Here is a 17,269-nt window from a genome sequence, read left to right as displayed (position 1 = left end):
AAGCACTGAACCATCAGCGATCCGAGGAAGGCGCAATCTCATAATAACGCCGATAGGCCCGCGAGAAACTGCCCTGATCGCGAAAGCCCACCAGCATGGCAATATGCCCGAGACTCAGGGCGCTGTGGCGCACCAGGGTGCGCGCATGTTCCAGGCGGCGGCGCTGCACATAGGCCAACGGCGTGACGCCCGTCAGCTCACGAAAACAGGCATGAAAATGCCCGGGGCTAAGGGCACACAGGGCCGCCAGCTGCTCAACGCGAATATCATCGACCAGGTGCTGGTCGACCCAGTCGTCCAGGCGTTTCAGATCAAGGCGCTCACTGATGCAGTGTCTTCCACTCAGCTTGAGCTTGCGGCTCGGCGCACCTAATTGGCTGACGGACGCTTGCGGCACATCCTGTAAATACATGGTCAGGGCGCGCAGCAGCAGAACGGCAATCTCATTTTGCAGCCCGGGGCACTGCTCCAGCTGCTGTGCCAGCGCATGGGTGAGCTGGTTAAGCCCGGTCGGAACGTTGAAAAAGCGTGGCTTATCGAACAGCCGAGCAATCTCGTCGCCTTTTTCCAGTGTCGCCAGATGGGTAATCGGAATATCCAGCACCAGAGTACGGTTGCAGCCATCGCCCTGGAATTCATGATGGCGAGTACACGGAATCAGACAGCCACGGCGCGCTGTGACCCGCTCTTCCCGCCCTTCCATGGCAAGCTCGGTGGTACCGTGGGTCGCCAGTATCAGCTGGTGAAACTCATGACTGTGAGCCACATGTTCAGGCGCCAGGTTACGGCTATGGAGTTCGAAATCACCCATGTGGCTTGCATCCCACCCTGTATTGTTTGTTCACCGGCACCGTTGTTATATCTTAACACTAACGGGTTGCCTAACAGTCGCTTCATGTTCCCCCGTTGAACATACTTGATGCTTGACGCATTTTGCCAACCCTTCCTGAGCCGTGCATTTTGCCTCTATTGACCGGGTTTAGAAAAGCTAAGATCCTGACCAAATACAAAGTCATTATCTACTTTCACATGGCGTTGCGGGGAGTCATGCCCTACCGGAGTGAGTGTGTAATCACCCGGTGGTACACCATCGATACGGTAGTAGCCAAACTGGTTTGTCCAGGCAGCTCGGTAAAAATCGGACTGGGTTGATGCCAGTTCGACCTGTATTACCTGAGCATCTTGACCACCTGATAGGCTGACCTGCCCGGCCACCCCATATTCAATCGCGACCTCGAAATTCAGCGCAGTGGTGGCGCCCTGCTCCACTTCAACCCAATAAGCACCGCCTTTTGGTGAGTATTCAATTGGCAGTGATGAAGGGTCCAGCTTCACCTTATAGGTGCCGGGAGTGATATTTTCCATGGCGAAGCGGCCAGGCGCACCGCCTGCATCGCGTGGCTGTTCATCCAGCAGAAGCCGTAAGTTATCTATCGGGGCAAGGCTTCCATCCGGCAGCCGCACGGTGCCATAAAGACTGCCGCGCAGGTTCTGACTACCGCTTAGCGCCCTGGCGGGATACAAACGACCGCCGCTAACGCCAAAATCTGCGCTGAGCTCCAGAAACACAAAGGTATCTGAATCTTCAGCCTGTTCGAAACCGGGTAACTCGGGTAATGCACGCTGTGTGACGCTCAGGTTTGCATAAAGGCCTGGCATCAGGCGGTGGCGCAGATTAACCCTATAGCCGAATCCATCTTGTTCATCAATCAGGGCGCCTTGCACATAGAGCCCTTCACGCTGGGGAGAAAACCAGCCAAAACCGGCTTCATCGCGCGTCTGTGTTTCGCGCCATTGACGTGACACATAGACCTGCCACGCCGGAGAGACGTTGTAGTCCACACGCACTGTGTCGTCAGCAGCTTCATTCAGGTATTGGAAGTGCCAGGGCCGCGATGGCCGATAGTGAACTTCGCTGCGATAGTCTCCATTGAAGTTCGGTTTTGAACTCAGACGTAAAGAGGCCGTTGGGGAAGAATGGAAATAAGGCAGTGCAAAGGAGGCTTCTTCAGTTTCATTAACTCGCTGACGCGCCAACCACCCCAGACGCGTTGAGCCAAGTGTAAACTGCCGTGAAGCATCCAGTTGCGCATTGACTTGGCGCTGATCATCGACAAAACCACGTTTGCGTTCGTTCCAATAGCCCTGCAACTGGTGACGGCCCCACTGACCCTGCAGGGAAAGATTACCTGCCGTATTGCCAGACTCATTCTGATAGAGCCCTAGATGACCCTGTAAACCATCAAAGGGAAAAAAGCTGGCGCCGGTGCCGAAATATTGGCGCCCCTGCTGATCACGCAGCGTGGTACCTTCAAGGGTAAGCCGGTTGGTGATGCCGTATCGTGCATTCGTAAAGATAGCCACGCCGCTGGCGTCGGATTGCGTATCAAACACATTACCACTGGCACCACCCCCACCCTGAACTGTCCATTGTCCCTGATTAAGAAGCTGGCTATTGGACAAGTAATTGACATCTTCCCGGCGAATTGGCTCACCGCTTGGATCAAACTCATAGATCCATACTTCCAGAGAGCCAAACCGACCCACCTCGGCAGGCACTTCAAGGCGGTAGCGGCCTTCAAAGTCGATACGGCTGCGTACAATAGGCCGTCCATCCAGGCGCAACTCAGCAGTGCCGCCCAAGGGGCCAACGCCTTGAATAATGCGCTGATCAGGGCCGAAGCTGGGTTGCAGCGATGCATCAGAAAGGCTGCTGATGTCAGGTAGCGCAAAGTTGGCATACTGTAGTTGTAAGCCGGTGAACTCCGTTACAGGCAGCACCGAGCCATACTGAACGGACTGAATGCCGAACAGGCTCCGGTAATTGTCTTGGTCATTTAACCAGAATAATTCACTAAGCCCTTCACGGTCGGCGCTGGTACGGTAAGCACTGGCCCTCCATGGCCCCCGCTTGAACCGCCCCTTGAGGGTAACTTCATGCTCCTGGCCAATCTCACTATTGGCACCACCTGCGCTACTGATGCGGTAGTCATAGCGCAAGCCGTTCAAGCTGTAAGACGGTGACCGAAAATCGGGTTCTGGCAAATCTCCCGCCGAGCCGGTATTGTTCATGCTGACAGGCCAGGGAGGGCTGACTTCCAGGGCGATGGTTTGCGGGTTCCAGCTGCCTCTTAGCCCCAGGTATGTTTTCAGCGCGCTGAGCGCTATATACCCTTGAGGGCCCTTGGCCTGAGTCAGACGAGCCAGGGGAGTTCGCCCCAGCGGTGTGATGAGTTCCCGGCTGGATTGATCCAGGCTGATCCCTGGCACCAGCAGAAGATCATCTTCAGAAATCCATATTTCATCGTTACCTATCAGGGGCATGATGGCAGCAATTTCATCACCGCGAACAATCAGGGCGCCCAGCACAGGAGGCCCTGGAGTTGCTGCCAGTGCACTGTTTGCTATCACGCCAAGCAGTAACAGCCACTTTCCAACCATCCATAGCAACCTGCGCATTTAGGGAGCCCTGAACTCCATCTGCTGCTGGAAGACGCGTTGACGGTCATAGAAGTGACCTTCCAACGTCAGCAGGTAGGTGCCCGTTGGCAGCGTGGGCAGCAAGACGTATTGCGACGCCTTCTTGCCAGGCAATATCGGGCGCTTGGGCAATGACAGGGTAATGGGCGCTTGCTGTTGGTTGTTACGGTTTTCCAGCGTCACAGTTCCAGAGGGTCGATCATGGGCATTACCCTGGTTGGAGAACTCCAGCTTCAGCCGGTTTTTATCTGGCTCAATATGGGCGGCGATAAACTGCCCTGCCCGCTCCACCGGATTTTTATCTGCATAAATAGCCACGCCAATACGAAAACGTGCCTTCACCATTCGCGAGGGGGCCATAGCATGCTTTTCCTGAATCCATAGCATGGCGCTATGCTCCCCCCTTTTAGGCTCGGAAGAAGGACGGATAGCAAAGCGCACGATCTGACTCTCGCCCGGGGCAATTTTCATATCAACCGGGTTGAGTATGATCCACTGATCCAGGCTTGCGGGAGTGGGCGGCGTCGGGACCACCTGATCATTTTCCAGCGTCCAGCCTGAAACGCTGGTGGTGGCCTCAATAGTTCGGTCTGAAAGATTCATCACCGTCAAAGAATGAGGGCGGTTGTCATCTATATCGATCCGGAAGACATCCGGGGAAACTGAAATCTGAGCGGGCGCTTGGGCCAGCGACTGGCCAGCTAAGCTGGCGAGCAGGATACCCAGGAAGATAAGAAGCTTCATTGTTCATAAACCTCAATCTGTAGCGTTCCTTGCGCATCACCGGCCACAGTCAGATCTGATAGATCCGGATAAGCGCGGATGCGTCCTATCACCTCAACAAATTGAGGATTAAATGGAGTAACAGAAATATCTGTTTCCAGAGTCACTGGTATAAATTGCCCACCAATACTTAAACCACCACTTTGCCCGGATGCCGCGCTAAGTTGATAATTCACCACTATATTGTTGCCATTGACAGGACTTTTCATACGGCAGCGCCAGTCCCAGTCATTGATTGATACAAGCTCTGGCGTCAGCCATACAGGCATATCTGAATAGACCGCCCCATCCAGCAATATCTCGATTTGCCTGGGGCCACTGACCTGAGTGGGCCCTGTTGGTGATGCACCCAGCGCCATATCATAGGAAGAAAGCCCAAGCTGCCCAGGGGATATTTGTCCGAAATCCAGGCCATTGCCATTGATGTTGAGTTTCTTTCCTTGGCAACCCTGTGCCGCTGAGGCACTGGATGACCACAAGCTGAACACCACACCATAAAAAAGCCACACTGCGCTAAGGCACAGGTGGCTTGGTTTTCTGACGCTTTTTGTCAGTGACAGAAGAGGCATCGCCAGCTCATCAATCAGATGTTGGTAGCTTCGATGGTATACTGAGCGCCCGTATAAATACCTGCAGAGGTCGCATTGGTCATATCAAGATCAAGGCTGACATCACCATACTCAGCGTTATTTCTACTCATACCAGGAGAAGCAAAGGGTGTGGTAACCCCAAAGGTGGTGCCGTCCGCACTGACCTGGGCGTTGCTAAGCGCAATGCTACCTGCAGTAGAATGGCTCGCTGTGGCCGTATCCAGAGTGATTTTAACCTGAGATTGACCAGTGCTAGACATAGAGCGTACCGCCCAGGCATCGCGAATGAAGGCGGTAACTGCGTCAATATCTGCTTCTGACGGGCCACCTGTTATATCTACGCTAGCATTGTCATCAAAATCGTTTATTAGTGTCTTGGCTGCGCTGTCATCAAAAGCCTGATCAGCGCCACCAAAGTAGCTGGCGGGCACATCAAAGGTCACGTCGCTGACATAATGAAGAATGATGATGCCCGGTAGATCGAAAGAAACACTGGTTTGACCGGTTGCCGCCTGACCAGCCAGGGGCGCACTAAGCAGCGCCGCAGCAATAGCAGAAGCCGTATAGAGTTTTTTCATGGATTTCTCCTTGCTGGTTAGCAAACTGAATGCTTTTCACCAGCCATCTGTAACATTAGACACGTTTAATTAAAGTGTTCTAATGCATCTTATGTCATTTAATTAGAAAAAACTGAATACAATTATTAATAAGAGGGATTTGAGGTGAGAGATAACAGTGCCGCCTGGAGGCACCATTGAATGGAAAGCAGTCCAGCAAGGGCAAAGCAGGAAAGGAACAAGCAGAAAATCACCAGCCCTTAATCATAGGACTGGTGAACACAAGAACTTTCCCAGGTTAATCCATTAATATCAGCGCAAGATCAGCACCGGGATATGGCTGTTGCGCAGCATCTCAGTGGTAGTGCTGCCAATCAGCAGATGGCGGATGCGCGAATGTCCGTAGGCGCCCATCACCATCATGTCGATGGCGTTTTCCTGCTCGTAGGCGTGCAGGGTGGCTTCGACATCACCAGCGCGGATGGCGCCTTCAGCGTCATGGCCACCATCGCGCAAGGTGCTCAGCGCCCATTCCAGCTGGGAGCGGTTTTCAGCGGTATCCGCGCCGATAATCACCACATGGCAAACGGCTTTATTGAACAGCGGGCTTTTGGCCAGCATCTCGACGCCTTTACGGGCGGTCTTGCTGCCATCAAAGGCCATCATCACGCTTTCTGGCGTTTTGAACTTGGCACTCGGCACCATCAGAATGGGGCGGTGCATTTCACGCACCACGCGTTCCAGGTTGGAGCCCAGGTGGCCAGTGGCCTGATCCGCCTTTTCGCCGCGCTTGCCGACGACTAAAAGGCGCACGTCTTTTTCCAGCTCGACCAGGGTTTCCACCAGGGTGCCGTTGCGCTGACGGGTCTGGGGGTCGCTGACGCCATCCTCAATCGCCCGGTCACGAGCCGCTTCCAGCATCAGCTTGCCCTGTTCACGGTTGATCTTGGCGCGCTTTTCGTCAAGATCGGAAAGCTCTTTCATCAGGCGTTCACGGGCGCCAAAGCGCAGGTTACCGGAAAGATTCGCGTCATCCGGCACGTCCGAGTGGTTATCCACCACGTGTACAAACACCAGGGGGGCATCCAGCGCCAGGCTGGCCCAGGCGGCGTAATCACAGACGTTTTCTGAAAAACTGGAACCGTCAATGGCGGCCATTACATGATCTGACATCTCACACTCCTCGGCTGCAGGATGGCTTAGTGGCCACCCATCAGTTTTTCGACGGCTTCAGGATCATCGTGCACCGCGTAGCGGTCAACAATGGTGGCACTGGCCTCGTTCAGGCCGATGATCTCAACCTCGGCACCTTCACGGCGGAACTTGATCACCACCCTGTCCAGCGCCTGCACGGCGGTAATGTCCCAGAAGTGGGCACGGGTCAGATTGATAGTCACTTTATCAATACTTTCCTTGAAATCGAAAGCATTACCAAAGCGCTCAGATGAGGCAAAAAACACTTGGCCGACAATCTCGTATTCGCGCTCAACGCCCGACTTCACTTCTTTCGAGCCGATATAAAGAATATTGCCGACCTTGTTGGCAAAGTTCATCGCTGCCAGCAGCACACCGACAAAGACACCAATCGCCAGATTATGCGTCCCTACGGTAACGGCAACGGTCGCCAGCATGACCATGTTGGTGCTCATTGGATGCTTTTTCAGATCGCGGATTGATTCCCAGCTGAAGGTACCGATCGAGACCATGATCATCACTGCCACCAGGGCGGCCATAGGAATCTGCGAGACCCAGTCTGCCAGGAACACTACCATCATCAGCAAGGCAACCCCGGCAATCAGGGTGGATAGCCGCCGACGACCGCCGGATTTGATATTGATCACCGACTGGCCAATCATCGCGCAACCGGCCATACCGCCGATCAGGCCGGAACCGATATTGGCAATCCCCTGGCCTTTACACTCGCGGTTCTTGTCGCTTTTGGTGTCGGTCAGGTCATCGACAATGGTGGCTGTCATCATCGATTCAAGCAGCCCCACCACGGCCAACATGACCGAATAAGGCAAGATGATCATCAGGGTTTCAAGGTTCAGCGGCACGTCTGGCCACAGGAAGACCGGCAGCGTATCGGGCAATTCACCCATATCACCCACGCTGCGAATTTCCATGCCGGTGAGCATATAAACCGCTGTCAACACAACGATGCACACCAAGGGGGAAGGAATCGCCCTGCCCACTACCGGCACATAGGGGAAGCCGTAGATAATCGCCAGGCCAGCCAGCGTCATGGCATAGACATGCCAGGTGACGCCGGTCAATTCCGGCAGCTGGGCCATAAAGATCAGGATCGCCAGAGCGTTGACAAAACCGGTGACCACCGAACGCGACACAAAGCGCATCAGATCCGCTAAACGCAGGTAACCGGCGATAATCTGCAGCACACCCGTCAGCAAAGTGGCCGCCAGCAGGTATTCAAGCCCGTGCTCTTTAACCAGAGTAATCATCAACAGCGCCATGGCACCGGTGGCTGCAGAGATCATGCCTGAGCGGCCACCCGTAAAGGCGATAATCACACAGATGGCAAAAGAGGCATAAAGGCCGACCTTGGGGTCAACGCCAGCAATAATTGAGAAGGCAATCGCCTCGGGAATCAACGCCAGCGCCACCACAAGACCAGAAAGAGTGTCGCCCTTGAGATTGGAGAGCCAGGAAAGTTTGAATTTTTCGTACATCAGGGGGTCCAGGGTTATCGAACGGTGATTGAGTCGACCGATGACACTGCCTTTGCAAAGACGTATCAAGGCCGCGTTAAACGGCTTAACAAAAAGCACACAGGATGAAGACAAGCCAACGGATTGGGCGAATGCCAGACGTTCGGGCAGAAGCCAATTTTTTGGCGCAAGCGTGGCATACCGCCGTGACAGCGCAGTGAACGCCAGGCAGGAATTGCTTGCAAAGGAAGGAAAGCGCTAGGGTGGAGTCATCAACCCTGAAAGCGCTGTCTTGAAAAAAGCTGTCTTAATAAAAACAGTATCGCGAAAAGCAGGTGCCATCATGGATGCCATTTGTGCCGAATGAAGCCAACGCTGAGCAAGGGTTACCAACAGCGCCGATGAAAGGCGCAAGAGTTTAGCAGCAAATAGCCGTCACTGCACCCTGCTGCGCTGCCGCATCTCAATTCGGCGTTCCATCAACCCCTTGGCCACCAGAGTGCCGATCACGATAGCACCGCCCACCAGGGCCACGGGCGCCGGGCGTTCGCTGAGGATCAACCACACCCAGATCGTGCCCACGACCACCTCCGAGAGCATTAAGAGCCCAACATCAGCGGCAGGCAGATACAAGGGGCCGCGCTGAATCAGGGTGAACCCGAGCGGTAACAGCATCAGGCACAGCACCACCAGCCAGACAACGCTCATGGCGGGCACAGCCGAAAGCCCCGCGCCAAAGCCACTGGCCACAAAAGCCACCAGAGCGACTATCAGGCCTGCCAGGGTCAGCATGGGGCTCATATCCACACCGGGGCGTGCCCGGCACAGGGTAAAGTTGGCCGCCAGAGCGGTGGCAGCCAACAGGGCAAAGGCATTGCCCTTCCAGGAGCCTGCGCCTGCATCATCCAGCACAATCAGGGAGGTGCCGAACAGGCACAGGCCAATCGCGACCCAAGTACGCAGCGGCAGGCGCTCATGCAGAAAGACGCGCGATAGCGCGGCAGCAATCAGCGGCGCACCCGCTAATATCATCAGCACATTACCGCCCTTGGTGTACTGGTTACCCAGCACAAAGCCAAAGGTCGACAGGCTGAACAGCACCGCCACGCCTATTCCCACCCCGCCGCAGCGGTAGTACGCATTAATAAAGCCACGCCCCTGACGCAGCGCGACAATCAAGGCAAAGCCCAGCGCCGTCAATAAGCCTCGCCACAGTAGGATATCGCTGTCGGGCAGGTTGATCAGCTTGATCAGCAGTGCATCAGGGGAAATGATCAGGGCGCCGCCAGCGGTCATCAAAAGCCCTTGCTGGCGGCGCGACAGGCCGGGGGGAGCGGTCATTGATTGCCGCTATCAGGTTGGGATGCCTCGGATGCATGCTTTGCTTTCATATGTTTGAACGCCTCCATGATGTCCATCGGCAAGGGGAAAACAATGGTTGATGCGTTCTTGTTACTCATATCGCTCATGGTTTGCAAGTAACGCAGCTGCAGGGCGGCAGAATTTTCCTGCATGACGTTAGCGGCTTCCACCAGTTTGCGCGAGGCCTGCAGTTCACCTTCCGCGTGAATCACCTTGGCGCGCCGTTCACGCTCGGCCTCGGCCTGGCGGGCAATGGCGCGGATCATGCTCTCATCCAGGTCAACGTGCTTGATCTCGACGTTGGCCACCTTGATGCCCCATTCCTCGGTCTGGGAGTCGATGATTTCCTGGATATCATCGTTGAGCTTGTCGCGCTCGGACAGCATTTCATCCAGATCATGCTTACCCAGCACCGAACGCAGCGTGGTCTGCGCCAGCTGGCTGGTTGCCTGGGTGAAATTCTCCACCTGAATGATGGCCTTTTCCGGGTCAACCACCCGGAAGTAGAGCACGGCATTGACCTTCACGGTGACGTTATCCTGGGAAATCACATCCTGCTCGGGAACGTCCATGGTGATCACACGCAGGTCCACCACTTCCATTTTCTGGATGGCGGGAATAATGATGATCAGGCCCGGCCCCTTGACCTTCTGATAACGCCCCAGAAAGAACACGACCCCGCGTTTGTATTCAGGCAGAATGCGAATGGACGCTGCCAGCAGCATCACCAGCAGCACAACAGGAACAAGATAGGAAAGAATCATCGGACACCTCGTCTGTATTTTGCGTTTTCTATCAGTGGAAGCTTAGCTCAGGGCATCACTTTTCAGGTAACGGCGCTGGCGATACCTGCACGGTCAACCCTTCAAAGCGAATGACCTTTAATCGCTGCCCTTCTGCCACAGGCACCTCGGTGACTGCATTCCAACGCTCACCGTGCAGGCGCACATGGCCTTTACGTTCAAAGTCTTCCAGCGCCACGGCTTCTTCATACAGCATTTCCTCTTCACCCCCCAGCGCTGGTTTGCGACGCAGACGCATCAGGTTAAGCAGTGTCCACAGCATAAATCCAGCCGCCAGGGCGGCGATACCGCCAATCAGGGGCAGCGACACGGCCAGGTATTCAGCATCCATCAGCATTACTGAGCCAAACACGAAAGCGGCTATACCACCCACGCCCAGCACGCCAAAGCTGGGGATTAACGCTTCACCCACCATCAGGCCAATACCCACCAGAATCAGCGCCAGCCCCGCGTAGTTGATCGGCAACACCTGAAAGGCAAACAGGGCCAACAGCAGGGAGATGACGCCAATGGTACCGGGGAAGAGGCTACCCGGGCTTGAGAGTTCAAAGATAATGCCGTAGAAACCAATCAGCATCAGAAAGTAGGCCACGTTAGGGTTGGTAATCACTGACAGCAGCTGGGTACGCCAGTCAGGATCAAAGCGTTCAACCTGAAGGTCAGCGGTCTCCAGCACCTGTTCGCCACTTTGCATAACCACGCTGCGCCCATCAATCTGCGCCAGCAGATCGTCAATATCCGAGGCCACCACGTCGATGACGTTCTTTTCCAGCGCTTCAGGAGCGGTCAGGTTAACCGCGTCACGCACCGCCTCTTCCGCCCAGTCGGCATTGCGGCCATGGCGCTCAGCCAGGCCGCGGATAAAGCTCACCGCATCTTCCAGCACCTTGCGCTCCATGGCATTTTCCCCACGGCGCACCTCATCTTCAGACCCGGCCTGGTCGTCGGACGCCGCTTCGTCCTGCGCGGCGTCATCACCTGCGGATTCCTCATTGGTATCAGAGTCAGAAGGCGGCTCATCTTCGGGGTCTATGCCCGGCAAACCGCCACCGCCCATCTGCACCGGGGTGGCTGACCCCAGATGAGTGGCCGGGGCCATCGCCGCCACATGGCTACCGTAGAGCAGATAGGTACCGGCACTGGCCGCCCGCGCGCCGCTGGGTGACACATACATCACCACTGGGATATCCGCGTTGAGCATTGCGCTGATCATATCCCGTGTGGTTTCCACCAACCCGCCAGGGGTATCCAGCTGGACGATCACTACGGCATGATTTTCATCACTTGCCTGGCGCAGGCCGCGCTCAAAATAATCCTTGGTGGCCGGGCCAATGGCACCCTCAATGGTCATCACCAGGGCACTATTTTGATTGGCTTGGGTTTGACTGCTCTGGGCAAGCGCCTGCCAGCCCAGCATCAGCAACCCCAGCAACATACATAAAACAAAAGCCATTTTGCGGTATGGACGTACAGGAAGTGTCGGCATGCTTGCCTCCCGAATAACCATCAGCGAATCGCGTAGCGCATGATTTTATGACCCAAGTTCACGCTATCAGGTTCAACGCTTATGACACAACGTATAACTCTTGAAAAACTTTTGAATAACTCTCGAAACCTCCCAAACCCTCTTCTCAAGAACTCTTCCCAAGAACTCTGCCTACGGCTTTTGCAGGATGACGTTTTGCCTCACTTTGGCGTACCATTGCCTCGCCTATCAACTGCACCGTCAACCCACGGCGAAAACATCTATCCGCGTTTCATTCAATCTAGTTCGCATAGCTGTGGCTCGCCGTCATCAAACAGGAGAATGAAATGAGCCAGTCTATTGCAGTCATCAAGGGCGACGGCATCGGCCCAGAGATCATGGATGCAACTCTGCGCGTTCTGGACGCGCTGGACTGCGGTCTGGACTACCACTTTATTGATGCTGGCCTGAGCGCGCTGGAAAATCACGGCACCCTGATCCCCAAGGAATCCCTGGAGACCATCGAGCGTTTCGGCATTGCCCTGAAAGGCCCGCTGACCACACCAATCGGTAAGGGTTTTTCATCGATCAACGTGCAGATGCGTCGCCACTTCGACCTCTACGCCAACGTACGCCCGGCCGTCAGCTTCCCCGGCACCCGTTCACGCTACGATGATATTGACATGATCACGGTGCGTGAGAATACCGAAGGCGCCTACCTATCCGATGGCCAGGAATTTATTGATGACGGTAATACCGGCATTTCAGTGATCAAGGTCACTCGCAAGGGCTCTGAGCGTATTGTTCGCTATGCCTTTGAACTGGCCAAGAATAATGGCCGTAAGAAGGTCACCGCCGTGCACAAGGCCAACATCATCAAGACCAGTTCCGGCCTGTTTCTGGATGTTGCCCGGGAAGTGGCCAAGGAATATCCCGAGATCGAATTTCAGGAAATGATCGTTGATAACGCCTGCATGCAGCTGGTGATGAACCCGCACCAGTTTGATGTGGTGGTCACTACCAACCTGTTCGGCGATATCCTGTCGGATCTGTGTGCGGGTCTGGTCGGCGGCCTTGGCCTGGCACCGGGTGCCAACATTGGCGAAAGCGCGGCTATTTTCGAAGCGGTTCACGGCTCAGCGCCGGATATCGCCGGTAAGAAGCTCGCCAACCCCTGCGCCCTGCTGCTGGCAGCCGCGCAGATGCTCGATCACCTGGGCATGGTCGAGAAAGGTACTGCCATTCGTCAGGGCATCCGCACCGTACTGGAAACACGCCGTGATATGGTCACCCCGGATATGGGCGGCACCGGCAACACGGATACCTTTGCCGATGCATTGGTCGAGCTGTTCAACGCCTGATCAGCGCAAGCCTCTGAGCATATAGGCCACCACTTCTTCAGCCTCAGCCTGACGGATGCCGCTTTTCAGCAGCATCCGCAAGCCCGCAACTGACTGCGCCAGAAAACGCGCGGCACCTTGCGGGCTATGCTCAGCCGGAAGCACTCCTTCGCGCTGGGCCTGCTCCATCACCTGGGTAAAAAAGCCGGTGATGGCCTCAAGGCTTGCCTGCGCGGCCTGGGCGGGTAGTGTCTGCTCGCTGCCCAGCTCAGTGGCGGAATTGAAGATCAGGCAGCCAAGACGTGCCCGGTCGCTTTCCGCGTCCTGGGCGGTGTCATGGAGCAGTTGCTCGATAAAAGCCCAGGCGCTGGGGGCTTCGGCCAGTCGTTCAGCCAAGTGTGCCAACTGGCGCTCACGGTAATGATCAAGGGCGGCCAGGAACAGGGCCTCCTTGTTACCAAAGGAGTGGTAGAGGGTACTACGCGATACCTGCATGGCAGCGAGCAGATCACGCAATGAGGCATGGTGATAGCCCAGCTGCCAGAAGGTCTGCATGGCGGCTGCCAAAGCAGCCTCGGGATGATGGGAAAGCGGGCGTCCGGAAGTCATTCCGGCATTCTAGGCGCCTGCGCGTCCCTGCGCAATTGTGCCGGAATTAATTAACCTGTTCGCCTACCGTGGTCAAGCTACCACCCGCTACCTGCAACGGCAGCTCATTTTGACGTGTCCACTCAGCCATGGAGCCATCGTACATGGAGGTGTTTTCAAACCCGGCGACCTCCTGAAGCATGAACCAGCCAATCGCCGCCCAATGACCGGTATTGCAGAAAGCGATGGTGGGCGTTTCTGCGTCCAATCCCAGTTCATCGATCCGCGTCATCAGCGGCGCTTCATCCAGATAAAAAGCGCCATCACGCTCGCTGATGTATTTCTGGTGTTCCAGGTTCAACGCTGTAGGAATGGTACCGGCTGCCAGGGTAGCTGGAGATTGGGTATCGGCAGTGAAAAAGCCTGCCGGGCGCGCGTCCACCAGCTGGGTCGGGGAATCAATCGCCGCAGCGGCATCGTCACTGCTCGCCAGCAAGGCATCCTGCAGGGAGGCACTGAAATCCACTTCCTCAGGGGCTGCTACTCGGCCACTTGCCACCTCAAAGCCCTGCTGCTGCCAACCGGCAAAGCCGCCGTCGAGAATCGCCACGTTGTCATGGCCCAACACCTTGAAAGTCCAGAAGACCCGTGCTGCGCTACCGAAATCGGTTGCCCCGGTACCGGCAGCAACAATCACCACCTGGCTGTCATTACCAATGCCCAGGCCACCAATCAGGCTTTCCAGTTCATCCACCGAGGGCATCACGCCGGGCACCTCATCACGGGTTTCCCGCCAGCCTGCATCGGTGTAGCTGGAATAACGACTACCGGGAATACGCGCTTCACCGAAGCTATTGGCATCGCCACCGTTGTCGATGGATGAACGCACATCCAGCACTACCAGGTTGTCGGATTCCAGATGCTGATCCAGCCAGTTGGCGTCAACCAATGGCGTCATCTCAAGGGCATGGGCCTGGGTGGCAAAACCAAACAGAACGGCCAAACTGATAACAGTACGAGACATATGTCCTCCGGACACCCGCAAGGCGTGGCTTGTGGGGTAGATGGCGAGTTAACGATTGCTTTATATTTGATATAATTTTGTGGTATATGGAAACAATGTTAAAGTTATTTTTTGGAATATAAATATAGCCATCCCATGCTGATTGCTACCAATGGCATTCGAGCATGGGAGCCTTGTTGTGAAATAGAAAGGTGGTTGTGAAATAGAAAGGTGGTTGTGAAAAAAGCTGTAAGGAATCACCCGCACCGGTCACTCAACCATTACCCAGCCGCTTTCAGGAGTTATCCGATGACCTTTTCACGCACCCCCAAAAAGTTCTGGTTAAGCGGGCAGCGCCACGCGGAGCAGGATCACTTTTTTCGCAAGACGCTTGAAGCCAGCGGCTGGCAGCAAGGCGATGACAGCGACTGGCAGGCGGCCTGGATCACCGGCATGCCGCCCAAGGCGGCGTTTCAGGCCACCTCGCCCCAGCATAAAATGAACCATATTCCCGGCAATGCAGCGCTGACCATCAAAAGCCGCCTGCATGACAGCCTCAAGCGGATGCGTGAACGTATCCTCGTCCAGTACGGGGAAGACCACCCTTATACTCAGCGGCTGGCATTTTTCCCGCGCGCCTATGAAATGCCCCGCGACTACCCGGCCCTGGTGGAAGACGCGGCGGCCAACCCGCACAAGGGCTGGATTCTCAAGCCGACCAATGCGTCCAAGGGCCAAGGGGTTCGGGTGATTGGCGACCCTAGCGAGGCACCGCTGGCGCCTAACTGGCTGGTACAGGAATATATTGGCAACCCACACACCATCCGTGGCCACAAATATGTGCTGCGCCTGTATATGCTGATCGCCGGTATCGAGCCGGTGCGGATCTATCTCTACCGCCAGGGCTTTGCCAAGCTGGCCTCCGCCCTCTGGGACCCAGATGATATTGATAACGTCTACAGCCAGTTAACCAACCCGGATATCAACGCCCTGAATGAAGACGCTGACGTTCCGGTTGAGTTCATCGACCTTGAACGCTACCGCCAGTGGTTAAGGGAGCAGGGCCATGACGACGCAGCGCTGTTTGCGCAGATCCACGATCTGGCCACGCTGACCGCCCTGAGCGGTGTTGACGCCATGCGTGCGCGCAGCCGCGAAAGTGGCGCCGACCCATTGGGCTGCTATGAGCTGATTGGCCTGGATTGTCTGGTGGATGATCAGCTCAAGCCGTGGATTCTGGAATGCAACCTCAGCCCCTCACTGGGCATCTGCGCCCGCCCGGAACACGGCGGAATAGTGGAAGAAGAGGTCAAGGCCAGCCTGGTCAGCGATATGATTAGCCTGACCGGGCTGGATCGCCCCGAGCAAGCGCCTCGCCAGTTTGATGCCGCCGCGCTTACCGCCGAACATCAGCGCGCAGGGAATTTCGCCACGCTTTACCCTAACGCGGACATTGACTATACCCCTTTTGCCGGGCTGCCCAGCCTGGCCGATAGCCGGCTCACCCCCGAGCGCCCTCTGGCGCTGCGCGCCCATAAGGTCAGCGAACTGTTCGATAACGAACAACTGGCGCTTTACCAGCATGACAGCGGCCAGTTTATCCAGCTCAACGATAGCGCAGCGCTGATCTGGCTGCTGCTTGGCGAAGGTCAGCCTGTCAGTGCCATTGTGGATCAGCTGCAGGCCATGAGCGACGCCTCCCGCCAGCAGATTGAACAGGATCTTTGGGCCACGCTGGAAACCTGGCAGCAATATGGCCTGCTGGCACCCGCCGATAGCACCTCACCGCCAATACAGCGCACGGGGAGCCAGCGCGCAGTATCAAGCCAGGCAATGACGCTAACCTTTGCCGGGCAAGGTTGGCAGCTGAGTGCGCCGGAAGGGCCGGTAGCAGATCATCTGCAAGCCCATTTCCGGCCCTTGCTGGCAGGCCATGCCGCTGTGGATGCCGACACCTCCTTATACTTAGCCGTGCTGGAAAGTGCCAACGGCTACTGCCTGACCGATGGCGCCAGGATTCTGCGCTCACGCCTGCACCTGAATGAGATTTCCCCTGCGATTGAACACGCCCTGCTCAATCATGTAGCAGGAGAAAGCACCTGCGTGATAGATCTGGTGCTGCTGAATACCGGTCAGCAGCAGCTTGCCCTGCTGGCTACCTTGAATGACACCGATTGCCTGGCAGCACTGGGTGAGGTTGCTGATCGACTGGGCGCCACCCTGACCCATGGCGCGCGCCTTGAATCATCCGCCACAGCGGCGCTAGCCCCATTAAACCTGCCGGTGGCAGACATGCCTTTCGCCGCTGAAAACCATTGCCAGCCGCTGGCCCTGCTGGCGCTGATACCTGAAGAAGCCGTAGCAGAAAAAGGGCCGCTGGCAGCCATGAGCCTGCTGCTACCCTATGCCTTTCAGGGTCAGCGCAGCGCCCTGGATGAACAGACGCTCAGCACCCTACACACCTTTTGCCAGCAAGTGCCTTTACACCTAAGCCCCCGCGACCCGGCCAGCCTGGAAAAAGCCTGCCGGGAAGCCCTGGCGACAGCTCCCGCTTTCCCCACCACGCCAGCGTGGAAGGAAATGACGCCCACGGGCGTTTAACCGTGCCATGACGTCTTGTGGCACTGCA

14 protein-coding genes are annotated in these 17,269 nt (G+C 56.1%); 2 read left to right on the top strand and 12 right to left on the bottom strand.

Annotated elements, in window-relative coordinates; translation table 11 throughout:
• Positions 1 to 13: 13 nt before the first annotated feature.
• The 10 genes from OR573_03390 to OR573_03345 all read right to left on the bottom strand — a co-directional run bounded on the left by OR573_03390 (position 14) and on the right by OR573_03345 (position 11,730).
• The gene (locus tag OR573_03390) at positions 14 to 811 is read right to left on the bottom strand and encodes an AraC family transcriptional regulator (GenBank protein ID XGA80714.1); all 798 of its coding nucleotides are present in this window, start codon (positions 809 to 811) and stop codon (positions 14 to 16) included.
• 155 nt (positions 812 to 966) lie between these two features.
• A complete protein-coding gene (locus OR573_03385; protein ID XGA80713.1) occupies positions 967 to 3,441 on the bottom strand; it encodes a hypothetical protein in 2,475 nt (824 codons plus the stop codon).
• An 18-nt stretch (positions 3,442 to 3,459) separates the two neighbouring features.
• Positions 3,460 to 4,224 (bottom strand): hypothetical protein, encoded by a 765-nt coding sequence (locus OR573_03380; protein ID XGA80712.1) that lies wholly within the window; start codon positions 4,222 to 4,224, stop codon positions 3,460 to 3,462.
• On the bottom strand, positions 4,221 to 4,832 hold the full coding sequence (locus tag OR573_03375; GenBank protein ID XGA80711.1) for a hypothetical protein: 612 nt from the start codon (positions 4,830 to 4,832) through the stop codon (positions 4,221 to 4,223). The genes OR573_03380 and OR573_03375 overlap by 4 nt, the downstream gene beginning before the upstream one ends.
• A gap of 14 nt (positions 4,833 to 4,846) precedes the next feature.
• Entirely contained in the window at positions 4,847 to 5,431 is a 585-nt protein-coding gene (locus OR573_03370; GenBank protein ID XGA80710.1) for a hypothetical protein, read from the bottom strand.
• Between the two features lie 291 nt (positions 5,432 to 5,722).
• A complete protein-coding gene (locus OR573_03365) occupies positions 5,723 to 6,583 on the bottom strand; it encodes a universal stress protein (protein XGA80709.1) in 861 nt (286 codons plus the stop codon).
• Between the two features lie 26 nt (positions 6,584 to 6,609).
• Positions 6,610 to 8,100 (bottom strand): SulP family inorganic anion transporter, encoded by a 1,491-nt coding sequence (locus tag OR573_03360; protein ID XGA80708.1) that lies wholly within the window; start codon positions 8,098 to 8,100, stop codon positions 6,610 to 6,612.
• A 414-nt stretch (positions 8,101 to 8,514) separates the two neighbouring features.
• Positions 8,515 to 9,420, bottom strand: a complete 906-nt coding sequence (locus tag OR573_03355; GenBank protein XGA80707.1) for a DMT family transporter — start codon at positions 9,418 to 9,420, stop codon at positions 8,515 to 8,517.
• Positions 9,417 to 10,205: a slipin family protein gene (locus tag OR573_03350; protein XGA80706.1), complete on the bottom strand. Its 789-nt coding sequence runs from the start codon at positions 10,203 to 10,205 to the stop codon at positions 9,417 to 9,419. Before OR573_03350 ends, OR573_03355 begins: the two co-directional genes overlap by 4 nt.
• Positions 10,206 to 10,260: 55 nt before the next feature.
• Positions 10,261 to 11,730, bottom strand: a complete 1,470-nt coding sequence (locus OR573_03345; protein ID XGA80705.1) for a nodulation protein NfeD — start codon at positions 11,728 to 11,730, stop codon at positions 10,261 to 10,263.
• A 326-nt stretch (positions 11,731 to 12,056) separates the two neighbouring features.
• On the opposite strand from OR573_03345, the gene OR573_03340 reads away from it, so the two are divergent.
• Positions 12,057 to 13,070: an isocitrate dehydrogenase gene (locus OR573_03340; GenBank protein ID XGA80704.1), complete on the top strand. Its 1,014-nt coding sequence runs from the start codon at positions 12,057 to 12,059 to the stop codon at positions 13,068 to 13,070.
• Here the strand turns inward: OR573_03340 and OR573_03335 are convergent, their stop codons facing one another.
• Together OR573_03335 and OR573_03330 are read right to left on the bottom strand one after the other, a co-directional pair.
• Positions 13,071 to 13,658, bottom strand: coding sequence for a TetR/AcrR family transcriptional regulator (locus tag OR573_03335; protein XGA80703.1), 588 nt, complete (start codon positions 13,656 to 13,658; stop codon positions 13,071 to 13,073).
• 46 nt (positions 13,659 to 13,704) lie between these two features.
• Entirely contained in the window at positions 13,705 to 14,661 is a 957-nt protein-coding gene (locus tag OR573_03330) for a sulfurtransferase (GenBank protein XGA80702.1), read from the bottom strand.
• 288 nt (positions 14,662 to 14,949) lie between these two features.
• On the opposite strand from OR573_03330, the gene OR573_03325 reads away from it, so the two are divergent.
• Positions 14,950 to 17,241 carry a PqqD family peptide modification chaperone gene (locus OR573_03325; GenBank protein ID XGA80701.1) on the top strand — a complete coding sequence of 764 codons (2,292 nt, stop codon included), beginning with the start codon at positions 14,950 to 14,952 and terminating at the stop codon, positions 17,239 to 17,241.
• Positions 17,242 to 17,269: the final 28 nt, after the last annotated feature.

This window comes from Halomonas sp. CH40 (assembly GCA_041875495.1).
Taxonomy (GTDB): Bacteria; Pseudomonadota; Gammaproteobacteria; order Pseudomonadales; family Halomonadaceae; genus Vreelandella.
Note: the sequence above shows the minus strand (reverse complement) of the source record. Positions and strands in the feature narration are given on the sequence as shown.

Bases quoted from the DNA above. Each gene is read 5' to 3' on its own strand.
- OR573_03375 (XGA80711.1), bottom strand. From the start codon at position 4,832: ATGCCTCTTCTGTCACTGACAAAAAGCGTCAGAAAACCAAGCCACCTG.
- OR573_03360 (XGA80708.1), bottom strand. From the start codon at position 8,100: ATGTACGAAAAATTCAAACTTTCCTGGCTCTCCAATCTCAAGGGCGAC.
- OR573_03370 (XGA80710.1), bottom strand. From the start codon at position 5,431: ATGAAAAAACTCTATACGGCTTCTGCTATTGCTGCGGCGCTGCTTAGT.
- OR573_03330 (XGA80702.1), bottom strand. From the start codon at position 14,661: ATGTCTCGTACTGTTATCAGTTTGGCCGTTCTGTTTGGTTTTGCCACC.
- OR573_03380 (XGA80712.1), bottom strand. From the start codon at position 4,224: ATGAAGCTTCTTATCTTCCTGGGTATCCTGCTCGCCAGCTTAGCTGGC.
- OR573_03385 (XGA80713.1), bottom strand. From the start codon at position 3,441: ATGGTTGGAAAGTGGCTGTTACTGCTTGGCGTGATAGCAAACAGTGCA.
- OR573_03340 (XGA80704.1), top strand. From the start codon at position 12,057: ATGAGCCAGTCTATTGCAGTCATCAAGGGCGACGGCATCGGCCCAGAG.
- OR573_03335 (XGA80703.1), bottom strand. From the start codon at position 13,658: ATGACTTCCGGACGCCCGCTTTCCCATCATCCCGAGGCTGCTTTGGCA.
- OR573_03365 (XGA80709.1), bottom strand. From the start codon at position 6,583: ATGTCAGATCATGTAATGGCCGCCATTGACGGTTCCAGTTTTTCAGAA.
- OR573_03345 (XGA80705.1), bottom strand. From the start codon at position 11,730: ATGCCGACACTTCCTGTACGTCCATACCGCAAAATGGCTTTTGTTTTA.
- OR573_03350 (XGA80706.1), bottom strand. From the start codon at position 10,205: ATGATTCTTTCCTATCTTGTTCCTGTTGTGCTGCTGGTGATGCTGCTG.
- OR573_03355 (XGA80707.1), bottom strand. From the start codon at position 9,420: ATGACCGCTCCCCCCGGCCTGTCGCGCCGCCAGCAAGGGCTTTTGATG.
- OR573_03390 (XGA80714.1), bottom strand. From the start codon at position 811: ATGGGTGATTTCGAACTCCATAGCCGTAACCTGGCGCCTGAACATGTG.
- OR573_03325 (XGA80701.1), top strand. From the start codon at position 14,950: ATGACCTTTTCACGCACCCCCAAAAAGTTCTGGTTAAGCGGGCAGCGC.